General features: G+C 71.8%; 20 protein-coding genes and 2 pseudogenes. 14 read left to right on the top strand and 8 right to left on the bottom strand.

Translation table 11 applies throughout. The annotated features are described in order from the left end of the window. Positions 1 to 3 precede the first annotated feature (3 nt). The 4 genes from G6N10_RS07300 to holA all read left to right on the top strand — a co-directional run bounded on the left by G6N10_RS07300 (position 4) and on the right by holA (position 4,441). Positions 4 to 834 (top strand): DegV family protein, encoded by an 831-nt coding sequence (locus G6N10_RS07300; RefSeq protein ID WP_085100411.1) that lies wholly within the window; start codon positions 4 to 6, stop codon positions 832 to 834. Positions 835 to 951: 117 nt separating this feature from the next. Further along, positions 952 to 1,902 (top strand): ComEA family DNA-binding protein, encoded by a 951-nt coding sequence (locus tag G6N10_RS07295; protein WP_085100414.1) that lies wholly within the window; start codon positions 952 to 954, stop codon positions 1,900 to 1,902. 62 nt (positions 1,903 to 1,964) lie between these two features. Beyond that, complete coding sequence (locus G6N10_RS07290; protein ID WP_085100795.1) at positions 1,965 to 3,437, top strand: ComEC/Rec2 family competence protein; 1,473 nt, start codon at positions 1,965 to 1,967, stop codon at positions 3,435 to 3,437. Between the two features lie 32 nt (positions 3,438 to 3,469). Next, positions 3,470 to 4,441 (top strand): DNA polymerase III subunit delta, encoded by a 972-nt coding sequence (holA, locus tag G6N10_RS07285; RefSeq protein ID WP_085100418.1) that lies wholly within the window; start codon positions 3,470 to 3,472, stop codon positions 4,439 to 4,441. A gap of 86 nt (positions 4,442 to 4,527) precedes the next feature. On the opposite strand, the gene rpsT is transcribed toward holA, so the two are convergent. Next, the gene (gene rpsT / locus G6N10_RS07280) at positions 4,528 to 4,788 is read right to left on the bottom strand and encodes a 30S ribosomal protein S20 (protein ID WP_085100423.1); all 261 of its coding nucleotides are present in this window, start codon (positions 4,786 to 4,788) and stop codon (positions 4,528 to 4,530) included. A gap of 112 nt (positions 4,789 to 4,900) precedes the next feature. On the opposite strand from rpsT, the pseudogene G6N10_RS07275 reads away from it, so the two are divergent. Together G6N10_RS07275 and G6N10_RS07270 are read left to right on the top strand one after the other, a co-directional pair. After that, a pseudogene (locus G6N10_RS07275) lies at positions 4,901 to 5,202 on the top strand (transglutaminase-like domain-containing protein); the annotation flags it as partial. 138 nt (positions 5,203 to 5,340) lie between these two features. Then, positions 5,341 to 5,772 (top strand): CBS domain-containing protein, encoded by a 432-nt coding sequence (locus G6N10_RS07270; protein ID WP_085100797.1) that lies wholly within the window; start codon positions 5,341 to 5,343, stop codon positions 5,770 to 5,772. 24 nt (positions 5,773 to 5,796) lie between these two features. On the opposite strand, the gene G6N10_RS07265 is transcribed toward G6N10_RS07270, so the two are convergent. Continuing rightward, positions 5,797 to 6,411: a type II toxin-antitoxin system PemK/MazF family toxin gene (locus G6N10_RS07265; RefSeq protein WP_085100428.1), complete on the bottom strand. Its 615-nt coding sequence runs from the start codon at positions 6,409 to 6,411 to the stop codon at positions 5,797 to 5,799. On the opposite strand from G6N10_RS07265, the gene lepA reads away from it, so the two are divergent. Together lepA and G6N10_RS07255 are read left to right on the top strand one after the other, a co-directional pair. Further along, complete coding sequence (lepA, locus tag G6N10_RS07260; RefSeq protein WP_179962822.1) at positions 6,410 to 8,359, top strand: translation elongation factor 4; 1,950 nt, start codon at positions 6,410 to 6,412, stop codon at positions 8,357 to 8,359. The two genes, G6N10_RS07265 and lepA, sit on opposite strands and share 2 nt — an antisense overlap. Positions 8,360 to 8,370: 11 nt before the next feature. Next, positions 8,371 to 9,060: a biliverdin-producing heme oxygenase gene (locus G6N10_RS07255; protein ID WP_085100803.1), complete on the top strand. Its 690-nt coding sequence runs from the start codon at positions 8,371 to 8,373 to the stop codon at positions 9,058 to 9,060. Positions 9,061 to 9,123: 63 nt separating this feature from the next. Here the strand turns inward: G6N10_RS07255 and epsC are convergent, their stop codons facing one another. From epsC to G6N10_RS07240, 3 genes and pseudogenes are all read right to left on the bottom strand, one after another. Continuing rightward, entirely contained in the window at positions 9,124 to 9,708 is a 585-nt protein-coding gene (gene epsC, locus G6N10_RS07250; RefSeq protein WP_085100432.1) for a serine O-acetyltransferase EpsC, read from the bottom strand. A gap of 5 nt (positions 9,709 to 9,713) precedes the next feature. Then, positions 9,714 to 10,649, bottom strand: a complete 936-nt coding sequence (cysK, locus tag G6N10_RS07245; RefSeq protein ID WP_085100436.1) for a cysteine synthase A — start codon at positions 10,647 to 10,649, stop codon at positions 9,714 to 9,716. A 128-nt stretch (positions 10,650 to 10,777) separates the two neighbouring features. Beyond that, positions 10,778 to 12,685 (bottom strand): annotated as a pseudogene (locus G6N10_RS07240) (glycoside hydrolase family 15 protein); the annotation flags it as partial. 201 nt (positions 12,686 to 12,886) lie between these two features. Between G6N10_RS07240 and G6N10_RS07235 the strand changes: the two are divergent. The 5 genes from G6N10_RS07235 to G6N10_RS07215 all read left to right on the top strand — a co-directional run bounded on the left by G6N10_RS07235 (position 12,887) and on the right by G6N10_RS07215 (position 17,226). Continuing rightward, positions 12,887 to 13,165 carry a hypothetical protein gene (locus G6N10_RS07235; RefSeq protein ID WP_085100442.1) on the top strand — a complete coding sequence of 93 codons (279 nt, stop codon included), beginning with the start codon at positions 12,887 to 12,889 and terminating at the stop codon, positions 13,163 to 13,165. A gap of 252 nt (positions 13,166 to 13,417) precedes the next feature. Continuing rightward, positions 13,418 to 14,449: an extracellular solute-binding protein gene (locus G6N10_RS07230; protein WP_085100445.1), complete on the top strand. Its 1,032-nt coding sequence runs from the start codon at positions 13,418 to 13,420 to the stop codon at positions 14,447 to 14,449. Next, positions 14,446 to 15,294 carry a sulfate ABC transporter permease subunit CysT gene (gene cysT / locus G6N10_RS07225; RefSeq protein ID WP_085100449.1) on the top strand — a complete coding sequence of 283 codons (849 nt, stop codon included), beginning with the start codon at positions 14,446 to 14,448 and terminating at the stop codon, positions 15,292 to 15,294. Before G6N10_RS07230 ends, cysT begins: the two co-directional genes overlap by 4 nt. Beyond that, the gene (gene cysW / locus G6N10_RS07220; protein ID WP_085100452.1) at positions 15,291 to 16,103 is read left to right on the top strand and encodes a sulfate ABC transporter permease subunit CysW; all 813 of its coding nucleotides are present in this window, start codon (positions 15,291 to 15,293) and stop codon (positions 16,101 to 16,103) included. The genes cysT and cysW overlap by 4 nt, the downstream gene beginning before the upstream one ends. Before the next feature lie 22 nt (positions 16,104 to 16,125). After that, positions 16,126 to 17,226 carry a sulfate/molybdate ABC transporter ATP-binding protein gene (locus G6N10_RS07215; RefSeq protein ID WP_085100455.1) on the top strand — a complete coding sequence of 367 codons (1,101 nt, stop codon included), beginning with the start codon at positions 16,126 to 16,128 and terminating at the stop codon, positions 17,224 to 17,226. On the opposite strand, the gene G6N10_RS07210 is transcribed toward G6N10_RS07215, so the two are convergent. From G6N10_RS07210 to G6N10_RS07200, 3 genes are read right to left on the bottom strand one after another with little or no spacing between them, the layout of a single operon-like run. After that, positions 17,190 to 17,924 carry a sirohydrochlorin chelatase gene (locus tag G6N10_RS07210; RefSeq protein WP_085100458.1) on the bottom strand — a complete coding sequence of 245 codons (735 nt, stop codon included), beginning with the start codon at positions 17,922 to 17,924 and terminating at the stop codon, positions 17,190 to 17,192. The two genes, G6N10_RS07215 and G6N10_RS07210, sit on opposite strands and share 37 nt — an antisense overlap. Continuing rightward, positions 17,903 to 18,628, bottom strand: a complete 726-nt coding sequence (locus G6N10_RS07205) for a phosphoadenylyl-sulfate reductase (protein WP_085100461.1) — start codon at positions 18,626 to 18,628, stop codon at positions 17,903 to 17,905. Before G6N10_RS07205 ends, G6N10_RS07210 begins: the two co-directional genes overlap by 22 nt. Beyond that, positions 18,628 to 20,307 (bottom strand): nitrite/sulfite reductase, encoded by a 1,680-nt coding sequence (locus G6N10_RS07200; protein ID WP_085100464.1) that lies wholly within the window; start codon positions 20,305 to 20,307, stop codon positions 18,628 to 18,630. Before G6N10_RS07200 ends, G6N10_RS07205 begins: the two co-directional genes overlap by 1 nt. 326 nt (positions 20,308 to 20,633) lie before the next feature. On the opposite strand from G6N10_RS07200, the gene hemW reads away from it, so the two are divergent. Continuing rightward, positions 20,634 to 21,830, top strand: a complete 1,197-nt coding sequence (gene hemW, locus G6N10_RS07195) for a radical SAM family heme chaperone HemW (protein WP_085100467.1) — start codon at positions 20,634 to 20,636, stop codon at positions 21,828 to 21,830. The last annotated feature ends 37 nt before the right edge of the window (positions 21,831 to 21,867 follow it).

Here is a 21,867-nt window from a genome sequence, read left to right as displayed (position 1 = left end):
GCCATGACCGTCGTCGTCGTCACGGACTCCTCGGCCGGACTGTCCGCGGAGTTGGCCGCCGGAAACGGCATCCGGGTGGTTCCGCTGCACATCCTGCTCGACAACACCGACCTGAGCGACGGCGTCGACCCGATCCCCGAAGACATCTACGACCGGCACGCCTCGACCGCCGGGGCCAGCCCCGCCGACCTGGCCGCGGCCTACCGGGCGGCGCTGGCCGACAGTGCCGGGGACGGCGTGCTGGCGGTGCACCTGTCCGGGCTGCTGTCGGGCACCTGCGCGGCGGCCGACCTGGCCGCCGCCGACCTGGGCGCCGGGGTGCGGGTCTTCGATTCCCGGTCCACCGCGATGGGAACCGGTTTCGCGGTGCTGGCCGCGGCCCGGTCCGCGGCCGCCGGCGCCGACCTGGACACCGTTGCCGCGGCGGCGGAGGCGGTCGCGGCGCGCACGCACGGGTTCATCGTGGTGCAGCGGCTGGACAATCTGCGCCGCAGCGGCCGGATCGGCGGCGCCGCGGCCTGGCTGGGCACCGCACTGGCGCTCAAACCACTGCTCAAGGTCGAGGACGGCAAACTCGTGCTGGCACAACGGGTCCGCACCGCGAGCCGGGCGATCGCCACCATGGTCGACCGGGTCTGCGAGCTGGCCGGGGACCGGCCCGCCGACCTCGCGGTGCATCACGTGGCGAACCCCGACGGGGCCGCCGAACTCGCGGCGACGCTGGCCGAGCGGCTCCCCGGCTGCCCGCCCGCGCTGATCGCCGACCTCGGTCCGGTGCTGGGCCTGCACGTCGGCGCCGGGGCGCTGGGCGTCGTGGTCAGCACCGCGGGCTGACCACGGCGCGCTGACTACGGCGCGCTGACCACGGCGCGCTGTGCACAGCGCGGCATCCATGCACAGCCCGCCCGCCGGCGGCGGTGCGCCGCGTCGCCGTCGGCCTAGCGTCGGGGCATGACCGACTCCACCGCGGACCGGCTGCGCCGGCGGCTCGGGCTCGCCGGCTCCCCGGTGAGTGCGGACGTCGACACCGCGCCGATCCCGCTGCCGGGCTGCGCCGAACTCGACGTCGCGGCCGAACTCGACACCACAGCCGACCCCGACACGGCAGCCGGACCCGGTGACGACGATCCGAGATCCCTGCTGCCGCACTGGCTTCCGGACACCTCGGAGAATCCCGGGTGGCTGGCGTCGGTGCGCGCGGACCCGGGCCGGGCCGGGCTGATCGCGCTCGGCGCGGTGGCGGCCCTGGCGGTGCTGGTGACGGTGTTCACCCTGCTGGGCGAGGACACCCCACCGGTGTCCTCGGCCAAGCTGCCCCCGGTCGCCCCGGTGGCCGACACCGCCGCGCCGGGGCCGCGCTCCGCGCCGGGGACCAGCGCCGCGCCCGAGGGCCCGATCGTGGTCAGCGTCGTCGGCCTGGTGAACACCCCGGGATTGGTGACCCTCGCACCCGGCGCCCGGGTCGCCGACGCGCTGTCGGCGGCTGGCGGCACGGTGGCCAAGGCCGACACCACCGGGCTGAACCTGGCCCGCCGGCTGGCCGACGGTGAACAGGTGCTGGTCGGGATCGCCGCGGCGCCCGGGCACCCCGCCGCGCTGGGCAGCTCGGTCGGCGCCGGCCCGCCGGCCGGACCGCCGGCCGGACCGCCGGGCACCACCCCCGAAACGCCGGCCAAGCCCAGGTCCCCGGCCAAGCCCACGGCGCCGGCGGCGCCGGTCAACCTCAACACCGCCAGCAGCCAGGAGCTCGACGCCCTGCCCGGCGTCGGGCCGGTGACCGCGGCGGCGATCATCGCCTGGCGGGAGGCCAACGGCGGCTTCGCCAGCGTCGACCAGCTCGCCGAGGTGGACGGTATCGGTGATGCCCGGCTGTCCCGGCTGCGCGACCTCGTCCGGGTGTGACCGCTCTCGCGCCGGCGCGCGCCGACCCGCCGCCGCCGGACGGCCGGGAGCCCGCGCTGGATGTGCGGCTGCTGCCCGCCGCGCTGGCCGGGTGGGCGGTCACCGCGGCGGGGATCCGGTGGTCCTGCGGGCCGGTGCTGGCGATAGGTGCGGCGGCGCTGGTGCCCGGCTGCCTGGTGCTGCGCCGGCGCAGCACCGGCTGCCGGACGATCGCCGGGGCGGTGGCGGCCGCGGCCGCGGTGGCGGCCGGCTTCGCGGTCGCCGTCACGCTGCGCACCGACGCCATCGCCGAGCATCCGCTGACCCGGCGGATCGGTCAGACCGTCGCGGTGACGGTGGTGCCCTCGGAGAGCCCGCGCGTGGTCGGCGGCGCCCGGCTGTTGATCCCGGCGACGGTGCGCGAGGTCGGCGGCGCGGCCGCCGGCGGCCGGGTCACCGTGTTCGCGCCCGCGGCGTTCGCCGAATACGGGGTGGGCCAGCCGCTGGCGTTCCGGGCCCGGGTTTCCCGGCCGATGCGCGCGGACCTGACCGTGGCCGTGCTGACCGTCGCCGGCACCCCGACAGCCGGCCGGGCACCCCCGGCCCAGCGGTTCGCCCAGCGGGTCCGCGACCGCTTCGCGCTGGCCTGTCGCCGCGCCCTGCCCGGTGATCAGGCGACGGTGCTGCCGGCCCTGGTGCTCGGTGACACCTCGGCGGTCTCCGGGGTGCGGGTCGCCGAGTTCCGGGCCGCGGGACTGCTGCATCTGATGGCCGTCTCCGGTGCCAATGTCACCATCGTGTGCGGCGCGGTGCTGCTGACCGCCGGGGTGGCCGGGCCCCGGACGGCGGTGCTGGCCGCGGTGCCTGCGCTGGCGGGGTTTGTGCTGATCGTGCAGCCCAGCGCCAGCGTGCTGCGGGCCGCGGTGATGGGATCGATCGGGCTGCTGGCGGTGCTGACGGCGCGGCGCAGGCAGGCGCTGCCCGCGCTGGCCGCCGCGGTGCTGGTGCTGCTGGCGGTGGCGCCGCACCTGGCCGTGGACATCGGCTTCGCGCTGTCCACGGTTGCGACGGCCGCGCTGGTGCTGATCGCGCCGGCCTGGTCGCGACGGCTGACCGCGCGCGGCTGGCCCAAACCGCTGGCCGATGCGCTGGCCGTGTGTGCGGCGGCTCAGCTGTGCACCGCGCCGCTGGTCGCCGCGGCGATGGGCACCCTGAGCCTGGTCGCCGTCGCCGCCAACATCGCCGTCACCGCCGCCGTCGCGCCGATCACCGTGCTCGGGACCGCGGCGGCCGCGCTGACCGGGCTGTCGCCGCCGGCGGCGGACCTGCTGATCCGGCTCACCGGCCCGCTGCTGTGGGCGCTGCTGTGGGTCGCCCGGCACGCCGCCGCCGTCCCCGGCGCGGTTGTCGCGGTGCCCGCCGGGCCGGCCGGATTCGCCCTGGTGGCACTGGCCACCGCGGCCGGGGTGCTGGCCTGGCGGCGGCTCGGGCTGGCCCGGGCGGTGGGCGCGACCGGCGTGGTGTTGGCCGCCGCGACGGTGGCCGGGTGGGTGTGAGCGCTGTCGGGACGCCGTGACACGATCGCGGGGTGAGTCAACAGGTCCCCGGTCTGCATCTGGTACTCGGGGAGGAGCAGCTGCTCGTCGAGCGGGCGGTCGCCCGGGTGCTGAGCGGGGCCCGGGACCGGGCCGGCACCCCCGACGTGCCGGTGGACCGGCTGCGGGCCGGTGAGGTCAGCATCAGCGAGCTCGCCGAACTGCTCAGCCCGTCGCTGTTCGCCGACGAGCGCGTCGTCGTGCTGGAGGCCGCGGGGGAGGCCGGCAAGGAGTCCGCCGCGCTGGTCGCGCAGGCCGCCGCCGACCTGCCCGCGGGCACCGAGCTCGTCGTCGTGCATTCCGGCGGCGGGCGGGCCAAGACACTGGCCAGCACGCTGCGCGACCTCGGCGCCGAGGTGCACCCGTGCGCGAAGATCACCAAGCCCGACGACCGCGCCGCGTTCGTGCGCGCGGAGTTCCGGGCGCTGAAGGTGAAGGTTCCCGACGACGCCGTCACCGCGTTGCTCGACGCGCTGGGCTCGGACATCCGGGAACTGGCGGCGGCCTGCTCGCAGCTGGTCGCCGACACCGACGGCCGCGTCGACGCCGCCTCCGTGCGGCGCTACCACAGTGGTAAGGCCGAGGTGCGCGGCTTCGACATCGCCGATATGGCGGTCACCGGCGACGTGGCCGGGGCCGCGGAGGCGCTGCGGTGGGCGATGCTCGCCGGGGAGGCGCAGGTGGTGCTGGCCGATGCGCTGGCCGAGGCGGTGCACGTGATCGCGCGGGTCGGTCCGCTCCGGGGCGACCCGTTCCGGCTGGCCTCGGAGATCGGCATGCCGCCGTGGCGGGTGAAGAAGGCGCAGCAGCAGGCCCGGCGCTGGTCGCGGGACAGCGTCGCCGAGGCGATCCGGCTGGTCGCTGCGCTCAACGCCGAGGTCAAGGGCGCGGCCGCCGACGCCGACTACGCGCTGGAACGGGCGGTGCGCCGGGTCGCCGAGCTGGCGGCCGGCGGGCAGCGCTGAGGGCCGCGACAACCGAAAACCGGCCCACCGGATGATCCGGGAGCCGGTGCCAGGCCCCGGGTGCGGGGCCTATCGGGAGCCGGGGCTCAGAGCTTGTTGAGCGCCAGGGCCAGCGCGGACTTCTTGTTGGCGGCCTGGTTCTTGTGGATGACGCCCTTGCTGGCAGCCTTGTCGAGCTGGCGGCTGGTCGACACCAGCAGCTCGGCGGCCTTGTCCTTCTCGCCGGCATCGACGGCCTCGCGGAAGCCACGGACAGCCGTGCGAAGGGAAGACTTCGCCGACTGGTTGCGCAGACGGCGGCGCTCGTTGGTCTTGATGCGCTTCTGCTGCGACTTGATGTTGGCCACGCGTGAGTTCCTTTGCGAATTTCAGCTGGGTTGCATACGGGCGCCCGGATAAACGGGCAGCGGTTGTTCAGGTTATCAGCCGGGCGGAGATCTGCCCAATTGAGGCTTCTGGCCTGCGCCGAAACATATTCGCCGTGAGCCCGCGAGCATCGTCCACCGCGCCGCAACGGTCTGTCAGGACTACGCGCACCTGACGTTGATCCTGTTGCGCAGCATGGGCATCCTGGCCCGCTAGGTGTCGGGCTATCTGCACCCGCACCCCGATGCGGTGATGGGGAGACCGTCGAGGGGCAGAGCCACGCCACCGTCGGCACCGGCCGCGACTACGCCGACGTCACCCCGCTCAAGGGCATCTATTCCGGCGAGGGGTCCACCGACCTGGACGTGATGGTCGAAATCACCCGGCTGGCCTGACCGGGCGCGGCTGTGATCGCCCGGATGTGGCCGTGGTCGCGGGCCGGGCCCGACGGCGCCGGTGCGCGGGGACGGGCTTTCGGAAAGCTTCGATTCGACCTACCCTGGTGTGAACCGGATCACACTTCGGAGGTGGCGATGCGTATTTCAGACGTGCTGCGAAACAAGGGCTCCGGCGTCGCAACGGTGCGCCCGGAGGCCACCGTGCGCGAGCTGCTGGCCGGGCTGGCCGAACAGAACATCGGGGCGATGGTGGTGGTGGGCTCGGCCGGGGTGATCGCCGGGATCGTCTCCGAGCGCGACGTGGTGCGCCGGATGCACGAGCACGGGCCCGAGGTGCTCGGCGTTCCGGTCGCCCAGATCATGACCGCGGTGGTGGCCAGCTGCGGGATGGAGTCCTCGGTCGATGAGCTCTCCGAGCTGATGACCAACAACCGGGTCCGGCACATCCCGGTGCTGGTCGACGGCCGGCTGGCCGGCATCGTCAGCATCGGGGACGTCGTCAAGGCGCGGCTGGAGGAACTGCAGTCCGCCCAGGAACACCTGCACGCCTACATCACCCAGGGATAGCGATCGGGACCCGGGCGGAGCCGATCAGGACCAGGAGTATTCGGCGCGCAGTCGCACCGCGACGGTGTCGAACCTGACCCGGTCCAGGATGGCGCCCTCGCGCCGAATGCCCTCCTCGGGGACGTCGAGCACCCGGTCCAGCCGCACCCAGCTGGGCCGGCCGTCGTAGTCCCAGGAACCGGCGCCGATCGGCACCCAGTTGGGATCGTCGGCGTGGTGGTCCTGGCTGGAGAGCATCAACCCCAGCAGGGTGTCGCGGTCCCGGCCGACGACCAGCACCGGGCGGTCCTTGCCGCGGCTCGGATCGTCCTCGAAGACCACCCAGGTCCACACCACTTCGCCGGGATCGGCCCGGCCGTCGAGGTCGGGGGCGTAGGCCACCCGCCGGGCCCGGTGCGCGGTGGGCACCAGGGTGCGGGAGACCGGTCGGCCCGCGGTGAGCGCGACGGGCCGCTCGAGGGCCGACGCGGCCAGCGCGTCGATGCCGATCGTCAGGGCCTGTACGGCGGTCTGCTGCAGCCCGAGCCGAACGTTGCGCTGCAGCTGGGCCGGGTCCTGCAATTGCTTGATGAGCCGGGGAGCCCCGTCGAACACCAGACGCTCGGCGAATCGCTGCATCGCCTTCCATTGCGATGCCATGGCACTCAGACTAGCCGCGTTATGCCGGCGGCGCGCCGGCTGGATACGCTGTAGGTCAGCACGACGCCCGCCTGAGCAGGAGATTCCCATCAGCAGTTTCGCCGACCAGACCTTCACCGCGCCGGCGCAGATTCGCAACTTCTGCATCATCGCGCATATCGACCACGGCAAATCCACCCTGGCCGACCGGATGCTGCAGCTCACCGGGGTCGTCGACGACCGCTCCATGCGCGCCCAGTACCTGGACCGGATGGACATCGAGCGCGAGCGCGGCATCACCATCAAGGCGCAGAACGTGCGGTTGCCGTGGACCGTGCAGGCCGGCGAGCAGGCCGGCGAGGAGGTCGTGCTGCACCTGATCGACACCCCCGGTCACGTCGACTTCACCTACGAGGTGTCCCGTGCGCTGGAGGCCTGCGAGGGCGCGGTGCTGCTGGTCGACGCCGCCCAGGGCATCGAGGCGCAGACGCTGGCCAACCTGTATCTCGCGCTGGACCGCGACCTGACCGTCATCCCGGTGCTCAACAAGATCGACCTGCCCGCCGCCGACCCGGAGCGCTACGCCGCCGAGCTGGCGCACATCATCGGCTGCGAGCCGACCGATGTGCTGCGGGTCTCCGGCAAGACCGGCGTGGGGGTGGCCGAACTGCTCGACGAGGTGGTCCGTAAGGTGCCCGCGCCGACCGGCGACGCCGACGCCCCGGCCCGGGCGATGATCTTCGACTCGGTCTACGACATCTACCGCGGCGTGGTCACCTACGTCCGCGTCGTGGACGGCAAGATCACCCCGCGCGAGCGGATCGCGATGATGTCCACCGGGGCCACCCACGAACTGCTCGAGGTCGGCATCGTCTCGCCCGAGCCGAAGGCGTCCAAGGGCCTGGGCGTCGGGGAGGTCGGCTACCTGATCACCGGGGTGAAGGACGTCCGGCAGTCCAAGGTCGGCGACACCGTCACCACGGCGCGCCACGGTGCCACCGAGGCGCTGACCGGGTACCGCGAGCCCAAGCCGATGGTGTACTCGGGGCTGTACCCGGTGGATGGTTCGGACTACCCGAACCTGCGCGACGCGCTGGACAAGCTGCAGCTCAACGACGCCGCGCTGACCTATGAGCCGGAGACCTCGGTGGCGCTGGGCTTCGGCTTCCGCTGCGGCTTCCTGGGGCTGCTGCACATGGAGATCACCCGCGAGCGGCTGGAACGTGAGTTCGGCCTCGATCTGATCTCCACCTCGCCGAACGTGGTCTACCGGGTGATCAAGGACGACGGCACCGAGTTGATCGTCACCAATCCGTCGGACTGGCCGGAGGGCAAGATCGGCACCGTCTACGAACCGGTGGTCAAGACCACGATCATCGCGCCCAGCGAGTTCATTGGCACCATCATGGAGCTGTGCCAGTCCCGCCGCGGTGAGCTCGGCGGGATGGACTACCTGTCGCCCGAGCGCGTCGAGCTGCGCTACACCATGCCGCTGGGCGAGATCATCTTCGACTTCTTCGACTCGCTGAAGTCCCGCACCCGCGGCTACGCCAGCCTGGACTACGAGGAGGCCGGCGAACAGGCGGCGGCGCTGGTCAAGGTCGACATCCTGCTGCAGGGCGAGGCCGTCGACGCGTTCAGTGCGATCGTGCACAAGGATTCGGCGTTCGGCTACGGCAACAAGATGACCACCAAGCTCAAGGAACTCATCCCTCGTCAGCAGTTCGAGGTCCCGGTGCAGGCCGCCATCGGCTCGAAAATCATTGCCCGGGAGAACATTCGGGCGATCCGCAAGGACGTGCTGAGCAAGTGTTACGGCGGTGACATCAGCCGCAAGCGCAAGCTGCTGGAGAAGCAGAAGGAAGGCAAGAAGCGGATGAAGACCATCGGCCGGGTCGAGGTCCCGCAGGAGGCCTTCGTCGCCGCGCTGTCCACCGACGCGGCCGCTGACAAGGGCGCCAAGAAGTAGTGGCGCCGCCGATGACGATCACCGCAGCATCCGCCCAGCAGCCGCTGTCGGCCGCGCTGCGCACGGGGTCCCGCGCCGAGCACGAGTCCGCCGAGAACTCCGGCTTTGTCACCGAACTGTTGGCCGGCCGGGTCAACGAGGCCGGCTACGCCGCCTACCTGCGCCGGTTGCACACCGTCTACGTCGCGCTGGAGGACTCGGTGTTCGCGCACCGCGATGATCCGCTGGTCGCCGCGGTCTATGACCCCGCGCTGGAGCGGCGCGCCGCGCTGGAGGCCGACCTGGACCACTGGGCGCCGGGGCAACCGCTGGAAACCACCAGCGTCGCCGCGGCGGCCTACGCGGACCGGCTGCGGGACGCCGACTGGGGCGGGGCGCTGCTGGCCCACCACTACACCCGCTACCTGGGTGACCTGTCCGGCGGCCGGGCGATCGGCAAGACGCTGAACCGGATCTTCGCACTCGACGGCGCCGGCCTGGCGTTCTACGACTTCCCGCAGATCCCGAAGCCCAAGCCGTACAAGGACGCCTACCGCGCCCGACTGGACGCGCTGGACCTGCCGGCCGACGTTGCCGCCCGGATCGTCGATGAGGTGAAGGTGGCGTTCCGGCTCAACGAGGCGGTGTTCGCCGAGCTGGCCCTGGGGCTGCCCGGCTACGCGCGCCCGGCCAACCCCGAATCGCCCACCGCGCCGGCCTGATCCGGCTCGGCTGTGCCAATCCGGCTCAGCTGTACCAATTGGGCTCGGCTGTACCAATTGGGCTCAGATATACATTGCCGGGTCGATGTAAGAGGTTGGGTCGACGGCCGGCTCCCGCTGCTGCTCGGTGCGGTGCCGCACCGTCGCGGGGATGCCGGTGGCGATCGACTCGGCCGGCACATGGTGGGTCACCACGGCGTTCGCGCCGACCGCGCTGTCATCGCCGATGGTCAGCGGGCCCAGCACCTTTGCGCCCGCACCGACGGTGACGCGATTGCCCAGCGTCGGATGGCGTTTGCCCTTGTTCAGGCTGCGCCCGCCGAGGGTGACGCCGTGGTAGATCATCACGTCGTCACCGATCTCGGTGGTCTCGCCGATCACCACACCCATACCGTGGTCGATGAAGAACCGGCGGCCGATGCTGGCGCCGGGGTGGATCTCGATGCCGGTGGCGAACCGGGTCAGCTGCGACAGCACCCGGGCCAGCCCCTGCAGCGCCGGGACCGCCCACAGTCGGTGCGCCACCCGGTAGCTCCAGATGGCGTGCAGGCCGGAATAGACCAGGGCGTTTTCCAGATCGCCGCGGGCGGCGGGGTCGTGACTGCGCGCGTTCTGCAGGTCTTCCCGCAGCACGGACAGCAGAGACATCCGATTCACTCCCTGATGTGGTCGAACAGAACGGTGGAGATGTACCGCTCGCCGAAGTCCGGGATGATAACCACGATGAGCTTACCGGCGTTCTCCGGCCGGCCGGCAAGCTGCAGCGCCGCCCACACGTTGGCGCCCGCCGAGATGCCGCCCAGGATGCCCTCCCGGGTACCCAGGTCGCGGGACACCGCGATGGCGTCGTCGGCGTCGACGTCGACGATCTCGTCGTAGACCGAGCGGTCGAGCACCTCGGGCACGAAGTTCGCGCCCAGCCCCTGGATCTTGTGCGGTCCGGGCGCTCCACCGGTCAGGATCGCCGAATCCTTGGGCTCGACCCCGACGATCTGCACGCCGGGCTTGCGGGCCTTGAGCGCGCGGCCGACGCCGGTGAGGGTGCCGCCGGTGCCGATGCCGGCCACGAAGATGTCCACCGCGCCGTCGGTGTCGGCCCAGATCTCCTCGCCGGTGGTCTGCTGGTGAATCTCGGCGTTGGCCGGGTTGGCGAACTGGTCGGCGGCCACCGCGTTCTCGGTCTCGGCGATGATCGCCCGGGCCTTGTTCACCGCGCCGGTCATGCCCTCGGACCCGGGCGTCAGCACGATCTCGGCGCCGAAGGCCCGCAGCATGGCCCGGCGCTCCATGGACATGGTGTCGGGCATGGTCAGGATGACCCGGTAGCCGCGGGCGGCGCCCACCATCGCCAGCGCGATACCGGTGTTGCCACTGGTCGCCTCGACGACCGTGCCGCCGGGGCGCAGCGCGCCGGAGCGCTCGGCCGCGTCGATGATGGACACCCCGATCCGGTCCTTGACGCTGTTGGCGGGGTTGTAGAACTCGAGCTTGGCGACGACCTGCGCGCCCAGACCCTCGGCGACCCGATTCAGCCGCACCAGCGGAGTGCGTCCGACCAATGCGGTGACGTTGTCGTAAATCCTGCTCATCGACCCTCGATCCCTTCGCTTCGGCAACGTCTCCACTGCCTCGGTCCCGCAGCGGCGCTCCGGCTACTACTGCATCACAGGCCCGCAGGGCCGGTGATGGGCGGGTGCCCGGGAGCGGGTGCGCGCGGCTACGACGGCGGGTGGGCCGGCTGAAACACCCCGGCGTGGTCGGTCGCGGCGGCCTCCTCGGCGCGGATCACGTGCACGACGGCATTGATCAGCGCCAGGTGGGTGAAGGCCTGCGGGAAGTTGCCCAGATGCCGGCCGGTGCGCGCCTCGATCTCCTCGGCGTACAGGTGCAGCGGGCTGGCGAAGCCGAGCAGTCGCTCGCACAGGTGCTTGGCGCGGTGGAACTCGCCGATCTCCACCAGCGCCGACACCAGCCAGAACGAGCAGATGGTGAAGGTGCCCTCCTCACCGGAGAGGCCGTCGTCGGTCTCCTCCACCCGGTACCGCAGCACCAGGCCGTCCTCGGTGAGTTCGTCGGCGATGGCCAGCACGGTGGCCCGGATCCGCGGATCCTCCGGCGGCAGGAATCGGGTCAACACCGCCAGCAGCAGCGACGCGTCCAGCGCATCCTCGCCGTAGCGCTGGGTCAGCACGCCGCGGGCGTCGACACCGTTGGCCAGGATGTCGTCCTTGATGTCGGCGGCGATGGCCCGCCACTGCTGGGCGTAGCTCTTCTCACCCTGGCGTTCGGCGAGCTTGGCGCCGCGATCCAGCGCCACCCAGCACATGATCTTGCTGGAGGTGAAGTGCTGCGGCTCGCCGCGCACCTCCCAAATGCCGCGGTCGGGTTTGCGCCAGTTCTTGATCGCCTCCTCGACCTGCTCCCTGAGGATCGGCCACAGGCTGGCCGGCACCTGATCGCGGGACTTGGTGTGCAGGTACAGCGAATCGAGCATGGTGCCCCAGATGTCGTGCTGGATCTGGTTGTAGGCACCGTTGCCGATTCGCACCGGCCGGGCGTGGTCGTAGCCGGACAGGTGCGGCAACTCCTCCTCGACCAGGCTGCGTTCGCCGCCGACGCCGTACATCACCTGCAGTGGGTGCCGCTGGCCGTTGTTGACCCCGGACACGTCGGCGATGAACGCGAAGAAGTCGTCGGCCTCGCGGTCCAGGCCCAGGGTGTACAGGCCCCACAGCGCGAAGGTGGAGTCGCGGATCCAGGCGTAGCGGTAGTCCCAGTTGCGTTCGCCCTGCGGCGTCTCGGGCAGCGACGTGGTGGCGGCGGCCAGCAGCGCGCCGGTCGGTGAATAGGTCAGCCCCTTCAGCGTCAGCGCGCTGCGCTGCAGATAGGACCGCCACGGGTGGTCGGGGAAGTCGCCGATGTTGATCCACTGCCGCCAGCACTCGGCGGTCCGCCACATCCGCGCGGCGGCCTCCTCGTAGGTCTGCGGCGCCGGGTGATCCGACCAGCCCAGCGCGACGAAGATCTGGTCGCCCTCGCTGAGTCGGGTGCGGGCCTGGGCGGCGTGCCCCTCGATGCCCAGCCGCAGGTTGGTGGTCAGCCGCAGCTGCGGGTGCTGCTCGGGATGGCGGGCGGCCCGGGCCACGGCCTCCCCGTAGGCCGGACCGGAGTACTCCCAGACCGCCGGGATGCGGGCGTAGTCGAAGGCGGGCTCGCAGTTCATCGTCAACTCGACGGTGCCGGACACGCAGCGCACCGTGCGCAGCAGGACATGCTCGGCGTCCCAGTCCATCGGGGTCCGGCGGTGTGTCTTGGACCGGGACTCCAGGTCGTGCCAGGGGCCCATCACCAGCGCCTCGCGGATCACCAGCCAGCCGGTATGGGTCTGCCAGGTGGTCTCCAGGATCAGCCCGCCGGGCAGATAGCGCCGCGCCGAGGGCACCGTCACCCCGTGCGGGCCAAGCCGGAAGTGCCCGGCGCTGCGGTCCAGGATCGATCCGAAGACGCTGGGGGAGTCCGGGCACGGCACACACAGCCACTCCACCGAGCCGGCCGAGGACACCAGGCAGGTGTTCTCACAGTCCGACAGGAAGCCGTAGTCGGCGATCGGGGGGAAGGGGTGCCGGGTCGGTCCGGCGGACTGGTCGTCCGGCACCAACCCCGGGATCACGCCGGGAACACCGTTGATCTGTTCGGCCCCGTCGTCGTTGACCGGTCGGGTCTCGGTGTCTGCGCTCATCACTTCATGATCGGTTGTCGGCCCGATGGCGTCCAGCCCAGCGGCCGGGCAGCGCCCGGTTGTGCCCGGATCGTAGGGTGGACCGTGATGGGCGGCATTGTGAGTTGGTGGGACGGCGTCGAGCTGTGGCTGACCGGCCGCGGTTTCCTGCTGCAGGTCGTCGTCGTGATGCCGGTGGTGCTGGCGCTGGCCTACGGGCTGGCGGTGCTGGCGGACGTCGCCCTCGGTAATGGCATCCGGTTGCTGCACAGCATCCGGTCGACGGAAGGTGCCTCGGTCGTGAATGGCATGCCCCGGTCCCGGGTCACCCTGGCCCTGATCGCCCTGCTCCTGTTGGTCGTGGTGGCCTGGTTGATCAGCTGTTGACCAGCGGATCGACGGGACAGCGCGGACTCCGCGCGGCCCGCGACGCTCTGGTAATCTTCGGCCCATGCAATCGGCAGATCACCGCGCGGGCCCGCAGGCCCTCGTCGTTGCCGACTTCTCCTGTTGCCGCTGAACCTGACCGCACGGTCGGGTGACGGCGATGCCCGGTGCGCGGCGCCGCAGCCACCCTCACCCTTCCGTGCCCGCGGGACCGCGACGGTCCCCGCCCAGACCACCGGAAGGCCTGTCCGCATGACCCCAGCCCGGATCGCCCCCCGACGGCGCATCGCCGTCGCACTCGCCGCCGCGGCAACCCTGCTCGCGGGCTGCGGCGGCGGCGCCAGTGACGTGCCCGGCGGCGGTCGCGGCGACGCCGAGACGATGCTGACGCTGGTCGCCTACGCGGTGCCCGAGCCCGGCTGGAGCACGATCATCCCGGCCTTCGCCGCGACGCCGGAGGGCCAGGGCGTCGGCGTCACCACCTCCTACGGCTCCTCCGGCGACCAGTCCCGCTCCGTCGTCGACGGCAAGAGCGCCGACATCGTCAACTTCTCCGTCGAACCCGACATCGCCCGGCTGGTGAAGGCCGACAAGGTGGCCGCCGACTGGAACTCCGGGGTGACCCGCGGCATCCCGTTCGGCTCGGTCGTCGCGCTGGTGGTGCGGCCCGGCAACCCCAAGAACATCCGCGGCTGGGACGACCTGCTGGCGCCGGGGGTGGAGGTGGTGACCCCCAGCCCGCTGAGCTCGGGTTCGGCGAAGTGGAATCTGCTGGCGCCGTACGCGGCGAAAAGTCGCGGCGGCGCCGACCCGCGGGCCGGCCTGGACTACATCACCGCCCTGGTCACCGAGCACGTCCGGACCCGCCCGGCCTCCGGGCGCGAGGCCACCGACATTTTTCTGCGCGGCACCGGGGACGTGCTGATCAGCTACGAGAACGAGGCCATCCACACCAAGCGCCGCGGTGACGCCGTCGACTACCTGATCCCGGAGCAGAACTTCAAGATCGAGAACCCGGTCGCGGTGATCAGCACCGGCCTGCACCAGAAGCAGGCGGTCGCGCTGCGCAACTACCTCTACACCGAGGCGGGTCAGCGACTGTGGGCCGAGGCCGGGTTCCGGCCGGTCGATCCCACCATCGCCAGGGAGTTCAGCCGGGACTTCCCGATGCCGCAGCGGCTGTGGACCATCGAGGATCTCGGTGGCTGGGACGTGGTGGATCCGGCGCTGTTCGACAAGGAGAACGGCACCATCGCCGGGATCTATAAGAAAGCCACCGGATGACCGGCACCGAGGCCGCCGCCGGGCCGCCGATCCCGGTGCCCGGCCGCGCGGTGCGCCGCGGCGGCACCTCGCTGCGGGTCGGTGCGGCCACGCTGTGGCTGTCGGTGATCGTGCTGCTGCCGCTGGCGGCCATCGTCTGGCAGTCCGCCAAGGGGGGCTGGCCGGCGTTCTGGGCCGCGGTCACCTCCACCGCCGCGGTCGAATCCTTCAAGGTCACGCTGTCGGTGTCGGTCGCGGTGGCGCTGATCAACACGGTGTTCGGGCTGCTGGTCGCCTGGGTGCTGACCCGCGACGACTTCCCCGGCAAACGCCTGGTCGACGCCGTCATCGACCTGCCGTTCGCGTTGCCCACCATCGTCGCCAGCCTGGTGATGCTGGCGCTGTACGGTCCCGGCAGCCCGGTCGGGCTGCACCTGCAGCACACCCGCTGGGGCATCGGGATCGCGCTGCTGTTCGTCACCCTGCCGTTCGTGGTCCGGTCGGTGCAGCCGGTGCTGATCGAGCTGGACCGCGAGGTCGAGCAGGCCGCCGCCTCGCTGGGCGCCAACGGCCGGGTGATCTTCGCGAAGGTGGTGCTGCCCGCGCTGCTGCCGTCGCTGCTGTCCGGGGCCGGGCTGGCGTTCTCCCGGGCGATCGGGGAGTACGGCTCGGTGGTGCTGATCGGCGGCGCGATCCCCGGCGAGACCGAGGTGTCCTCGCAGTGGATCCGGGCGCTGATCGAGAACGACGACCGCACCGGCGCGGCGGCCATCTCGATCGTGCTGCTGAGCATCTCGTTCTCGGTGCTGCTGGTGCTGCGGGCGATCGGTTCGCGGGCCGCGCGTCGCGAGGAGCTGGCGCGGTGACGCCGTCGCCGGCGGTGCGACTGCTGCTGCGCTGCACCGCGCTGTGCTACATCGGGGTGCTGGTGGTCGTCCCGGTCGGGCTGATCCTGTGGCGCACCTTCGAGCCCGGGCTCGGGCAGTTCTGGGACTGGATCACCACCCCGGCGGCGATCTCGGCGCTGCAGCTCACCCTGCTGGTCGTGGCGATCGTGGTGCCGCTCAACGTCGTCTTCGGGGTGCCGACGGCGTTGGTGCTGGCGCGCAACCGGTTTCGCGGCAAGCCGCTGCTGCAGGCGGTGATCGACCTGCCGTTCGCGGTGTCACCGGTGGTGATCGGCGTGGCGCTGATCCTGCTGTGGGGCTCCTCCGGCCTGCTCGGCTTCGTGGAGAACGACTTCGGCATCAAGATCATCTTCGGGCTGCCGGGCATCGTGCTGGCGTCGATCTTCGTCACCGTGCCGTTCGTCATCCGCGAGGTCGAGCCGGTGCTGCACGAACTGGGCACCGATCAGGAGGAGGCGGCCGCCACCCTGGGGGCCACCTGGTGGCAGACCTTCTGGCGGATCACCCTGCCGTCGATCCGGTGGGGCCTGACTTACGGCATCGTGTTGACGGTGGCCCGCACGCTCGGTGAATTCGGGGCGGTGATCATGGTCGCCTCGAACATTCCCGGTCAGTCGCAGACCCTGACGCTGCTGGTTGCCGACCGCTACAACCTCGGCAACGAGTACGGCGCCTACGCGCTGTCCACGCTGCTGATGGCGGTCGCGGTACTGGTGCTGGTGGTGCAGATCATTCTGGACGCCCGCCGCAAGAGCGCCGCAAAATAGGGCTCGGTCACAGGAGAGAGCGATGACAGGAAAGAACGACGCTGCCGCGCAGCACGACGCTGCCGCACAGCACGCCGCTGCCGCGCCGCACGCGATCACGGTGACCGGTGCCAACAAGCACTACGGCGGCTTCGCCGCGCTGGACAACGTCGACTTCGTGGTTCCGCACGGGTCGCTGACGGCGCTGCTGGGGCCCAGCGGCTCGGGTAAATCGACGCTGCTGCGCGCGATCGCCGGGCTGGACCACCCGGATTCGGGCACCATCACCATCAACGGCCGCGATGTCACCGGGGTGTCGCCGCAGAAACGCGGGATCGGGTTCGTCTTTCAGCACTACGCCGCGTTCAAGCACCTCACCGTGCGGGAGAACGTCGCCTTCGGCCTGAAGATCCGCAAGCGTCCCAAGGCCGAGGTCGCCGAAAAGGTGGACAACCTGCTGGAGGTGGTGGGGCTGGCCGGCTTCCAGACCCGCTACCCCAGCCAGCTCTCCGGCGGCCAGCGGCAGCGGATGGCGCTGGCCCGCGCGCTGGCGGTGGACCCCGAGGTGCTGCTGCTCGACGAACCGTTCGGAGCGCTGGACGCCAAGGTTCGCGACGACCTGCGGGCCTGGCTGCGCCGGTTGCACGACGAAGTGCACGTCACCACGGTGCTGGTCACCCACGATCAGGCCGAGGCGCTCGACGTGGCCGACCGGATCGCGGTGCTGAACAAGGGCCGGGTCGAGCAGGTCGGCTCACCCGCCGAGGTCTACGACACCCCCGCCAACGCCTTCGTGATGGGCTTTCTGGGCACGGTGTCCTCGCTCAACGGGGTGCTGGTCCGCCCGCACGACATCCGGGTCGGGCGCAACCCCGAGCTGGCGATCGCAGCCAGCGACGGGACCGCGCAGAGCGCCGGGGTCACCCGGGCGGTGGTGGACCGGGTGGTGTACCTGGGCTTCGAGGTGCGCGTGGAGATGACCAGCGCGCTGACCGGCGCACCGTTCATCGCGCAGATCACCCGCGGCGACGCCGAGGCGATGCAGATCAAGGCGGGCGAGAGCGTCTACGTGCGGGCCACCCGGGTGCCGCCGATCGCCGGTGAGGTTCAGACGGTGACGTCGGCGCCGACCGTCACCTCGTAGCGGTCCAGCACGGTGGCGGCGACCAGATTGTGGGCGCCGAGCGGCTCGGCCATCGCGATCCGGTGCGCGTCGGCGAACTCGGCGACCCGGTCGGTGATCCGGCCCGGCGCCAGAAACCACGGCACCATCACCAGCCGCCGCGCGCCGGCGGCCCGCAGCCGCGCCGCGGCCTGCGCGAGCGACGGGTCCGGCCGGGTCGCGAACGCGACCGTGCTTGCCGCCCAACGGGTTCCGCTGCCGGCCGCCTGGGCGATCAGTGCGGTTTGGGCGTTCGCCCGCGGGTGCGAGGAGCCGACCGCGGCGACGATCACCCCCACCTCGGCGTCGTGCCGGGACACCCCGGCGTCGGTGAGACGCTGCCGCAGCACCGCCAGTAGGGCCGGGTCGGCGCCCAGCACCGGGGCCTGGCGCACGTCGGCCGCGCCGGAGGCCGCGATCAGGGCCGGAATGTCGACCCGGGCGTGGTAGGCGTCGGCGAGCAGCAGCGGGGTCACCACCGCCGGGCCGTCGAGCCCGGCCAGCACCTCGGTGAGGTTCGGGGCGTTCTGCTCGCAGAACGCCACCCGGACGTCGAGGTCCGGGCGCAGCCGGCGGATCCGGCCGGCCACCGCGTGGGTGACCGTGGCCGAGCGCGGGTCGGCGCTGCCGTGCGCGGTCAGCACCAGTGCGGGTGATCTCACGAGACGTGCAGGCCGCATTCGGTCTTGGCCTGCCCGGCCCAGCGCCCGCTGCGCGGGTCGGCCCCGGGCGCCGGCTTGGCCGTGCACGGCGCGCACCCGATCGACGGGTAGCCCTCGTCGACCAGCGGGTTCACCAGGATCCCGTGGGCGTCGATGTAGTCCTGCATCTGCTCGTCGGACCAGGCGGCCAGCGGGTTGATCTTCACCAGCCCGAAGCCCTCGTCGAACGAGATCAGCGGGGCGTTGGCGCGGGTCGGCGCCTCCACCCGGCGGATCCCGGTCACCCAGGCGGCGTAGCCGCGCAGTGCCTTGGACAGCGGCTCGACCTTGCGCATCCGGCAGCACGCGGCCGGGTCGCGGGCGAACAGCTCGCGGCCGTGCCGGTCGTCCTGCTCGGCCACCGTGAGCTCCGGGGTGACGTTGACGATGTGCACGTCGTAGACGGTCTCGACGGCGTCGCGGGTGCCGATCGTCTCGGCGAAGTGGTACCCGGTGTCCAGGAACAGGATGTCCACCCCGGGCCGAACCCGGGCGGCCATCTCCACCAGCACCGCGTCCTGCATGTTCGACGCCACCAGATACCCGGAGCGGGCCGGGTCGACGGCGGCGGCGCCCGGGCCGAACGTCGCGTCGGTCCAGCGCAGCAGTTCCTCGGCGCTGGCCCCGGCCAGCTCGGCCGCCCCGCGGTCGGCGATGGCGCGCAGCTCGGCCTCGGGCGACATCAGCGCAGCGCTTCGTCGTCGGCCCGAACCGCCCACTGGGCGAACCGTTCGCCGTCGGTGCGCTGCACGGTGAAGTTGCGCACCACCCGCTCGATGTAGTCGACCAGCTCGCTGGCAAGCACCTTGTGTCCGCGCAGCTTGCGGCCGAACCCGCTGTCGCGGCCCAGGCTGCCGCCCAGCAGCACCTGGAAGCCCTCCTCTGGGCCGTTGCCCTCGTCGACCATCTGCGCCTTGAACCCGATGTCGGAGACCTGGATCCGGGCGCAGGAGTTCGGGCAGCCGTTGAGGCCGACGGTGACCGGCACGTCCAGGGTGGCGTTGAGGTCGGCCAGCCGCTCCTCCAGCTGCGGCACCAGGTACTGCGCGCGGCCCCGGGTGTCGGCGAAGGACAGCTTGCAGTACTCGATGCCGGTGCAGGCCATCAGGTTCTTGCGCCAGTTCGACGGGCGGGTGGACAGCCCGAGTTCATCGAGGCCGGCGGTCAGGGCCTCCACCTTGTCGTCGGCGACGTCGAGGATGATCACCTTCTGGTACGGCGTGAACCGGATCCGGTCCGACCCGGCGGCCTCGGCGAGGTCGGCGAGCTTGGTCAACACGGTGCCGGTCACCCGGCCGGCGATCGCGGTGGCGCCGACGGCGTTGAGGCCGTTCTTGATCCGCTGCACGCCGACGTGGTCGATGGTGTGCGCGGGCCGCTCCGGGGCGGGGCCGTCGATCAGCTTGCGGTGCAGGTATTCGGTCTCCAGCACCTCGCGGAATTTCTCCACGCCCCAGTCCTTGACCAGGAACTTCATCCGGGCCTTGGACCGCAGCCGGCGGTAACCGTAGTCGCGGAAGACACTGGTGATGCCCTCCCAGACCTCGGGCACCTCATCCAGCGGAACCCAGACGCCGAGCCGCTGGGCCAGCATCGGGTTGACCGACAGCCCGCCGCCGACCCAGACGTCCAGGCCGGGGCCGTGCTCGGGATGGTTCATCCCGATGAACGACACGTCGTTGATCTCGTGCGCGACGTCCTGCAGGCCCGAGACCGCGGTCTTGTACTTGCGCGGCAGGTTCGAGAACGCCGGGTTGCCGACGAAGCGGCGGACGATTTCGTCGAGCGCGGGGGAGGCGTCGAGCACCTCGTCGAGGGAATCGCCGGCCAGCGGGGAGCCCAGCATGCCGCGCGGGCAGTCGCCGCAGGCCTCCATGGTCTGCAGCCCGACCTCTTCGAGTCGGCGCCAAACCTCGGGGATGTCCTCGATCCGCAGCCAGTGGTACTGGATGTTCTCCCGGTCGGTCATGTCCGCGCTGTCGCGGGCGAAGTCGATGGAGATCTGCCCGATGGTGCGCAGCGCCCGGGTCGACAGCGCCTTGCCGTCGGTGCGGATCCGCATCATGAAGTACGGCGCCTCCAGCAGGTCGGCGTTGTCGTCGCCGGTGAAGGTGCCGTCATAGCCCTCGGCGCGCTGGGTGTACAGGCCCATCCAGCGGAACCGGCCGCGCAGGTCGTCCATGGTGATCGAGTCGAAACCCTGCTTGGAGTACACGTTGAGGATGCGGTCGCGGACGTTGAGGGCGTCGTCCTCGCGCTTGAACTCCTCGACGTGGTTCTGCGGTTCCTGGCCGCTCACGGCCCACTGGGCCTCGTCGCGGGTACGGGCCGGCCGGGCGGGCCGGGAAACGGTGTCGGTCATGTGTGCTCCCTTTGTTGGGGGCTGGCATGCGGAAAACGCGCTCGCGATCGGGGCTGATCCGGCAGCGCGGATCCGGGGTGCCAGCTACTCGGGCGGTGTGTGCGGCTCTTCCGGGATCAGCGGTAACGCTGACAGCAACAGCTGGTGATGCGCATGTGATCGACGTGCCGGCGCAGCGTCAAGACAGCCCCGGGAGCTCGGCTGATTACGGCGGACACCCGCTCATTGTGCCACGGAGTGCCTCTCACCTGCCAATCTGGGTGAGCAGGCTCATCGGGACCGTCGCCGGCCGGGCGCCGGTGGCCGGGTCTGGGAGACTGGCGGGCATGACCGCACCCGCGCTGCCGCCGCTGGCGCCGGCCCCGGGTGGGGCGTTCGGCCTCTATCTGCACGTGCCGTTCTGCGCCGCGCGCTGCGGCTACTGCGATTTCAACACCTACACCCCGGGCGAGCTGGCCGCGGCCGGCGGCGACACCCCGGCCGGCAACACCCCGGCCGGCTGGCTGGAGGCGCTGCGCCGCGAGCTGGAGCTGGCCGCCGGGCGGCTCGACGCCGCCGGCGGTGTGCCGGTTCTCGACACCGTCTTCGTCGGCGGCGGCACCCCCTCGCTGCTCGGCGGCGCCGGGCTGGCCGACGTGCTGGCCGCGGTGCGGACGCACTTTGTGCTGGCCGGCGACGCCGAGGTGACCACCGAGGCCAATCCGGAGTCCACCTCCCCGGCGTTCTTCGGGGCGCTGCGGGCGGCCGGCTACACCCGGGTGTCGCTCGGCATGCAGTCGGTGGCCCCGCACGTGCTGCGGCTGCTGGACCGGGTGCATTCCCCGGGCCGGGCCCCGGCCGCCGCGCTGGAGGCCCGGTCGGCCGGCTTTGCGCACGTCAACCTGGATCTGATCTACGGCACCCCGGGGGAGACCGACGACGACCTGGCCCGCTCGATCGACGCGGTGCTGGCCGCCGACGTCGACCACGTCTCGGCGTACGCGCTGGTGGTCGAGGACGGCACCGCGCTGGCCCGTCGGGTGCGCCGCGGCGAGATGCCCGCCGTCGACGACGATGTGGTGGCCGACCGCTACGAGCTGCTTGACGCCCGGCTGACCGCGGCGGGGCTGGATTGGTACGAGGTGTCCAACTGGAGCCGGCCCGGCGGCGAATGCCGGCACAATCTCGGCTACTGGAACGGCGGGCAGTGGTGGGGTGCGGGCCCCGGCGCGCACAGCCACGTCGGGGCGCTGCGCTGGTGGAACGTCAAACACCCCAACGGCTACGCCGAGGCGCTGGCCTCCGGCGCGGCGCCGGTGGCCGGTTTCGAGGAACTCGGGGAGACCGACCGGCACGTCGAGCAGGTGCTGCTGCGGATCCGGCTGCGCGACGGACTGCCGGTCGCGGTGCTGCATCCCGCCGAGCGGCGGCGGGCCGATGCCGCGGTGGCGGCGGGCTTGCTGCGGCTGGTCGAGCAGCGCCTGGCGCTGACCGACGCCGGCCGGTTGCTGGCCGACGCCGTGGTGCGTGACCTGCTCGACTGAGCCGGAATTCGGGCGAATACTCCTCTGCGACAACATG

Source organism: Mycolicibacterium fallax (genome assembly GCF_010726955.1).
In the GTDB taxonomy this organism is placed as follows: Bacteria; Actinomycetota; Actinomycetes; order Mycobacteriales; family Mycobacteriaceae; genus Mycobacterium; species Mycobacterium fallax.
The sequence above is the reverse complement of the archived record's forward strand: the minus strand, read 5'-3'. Positions and strand labels throughout refer to the sequence as shown.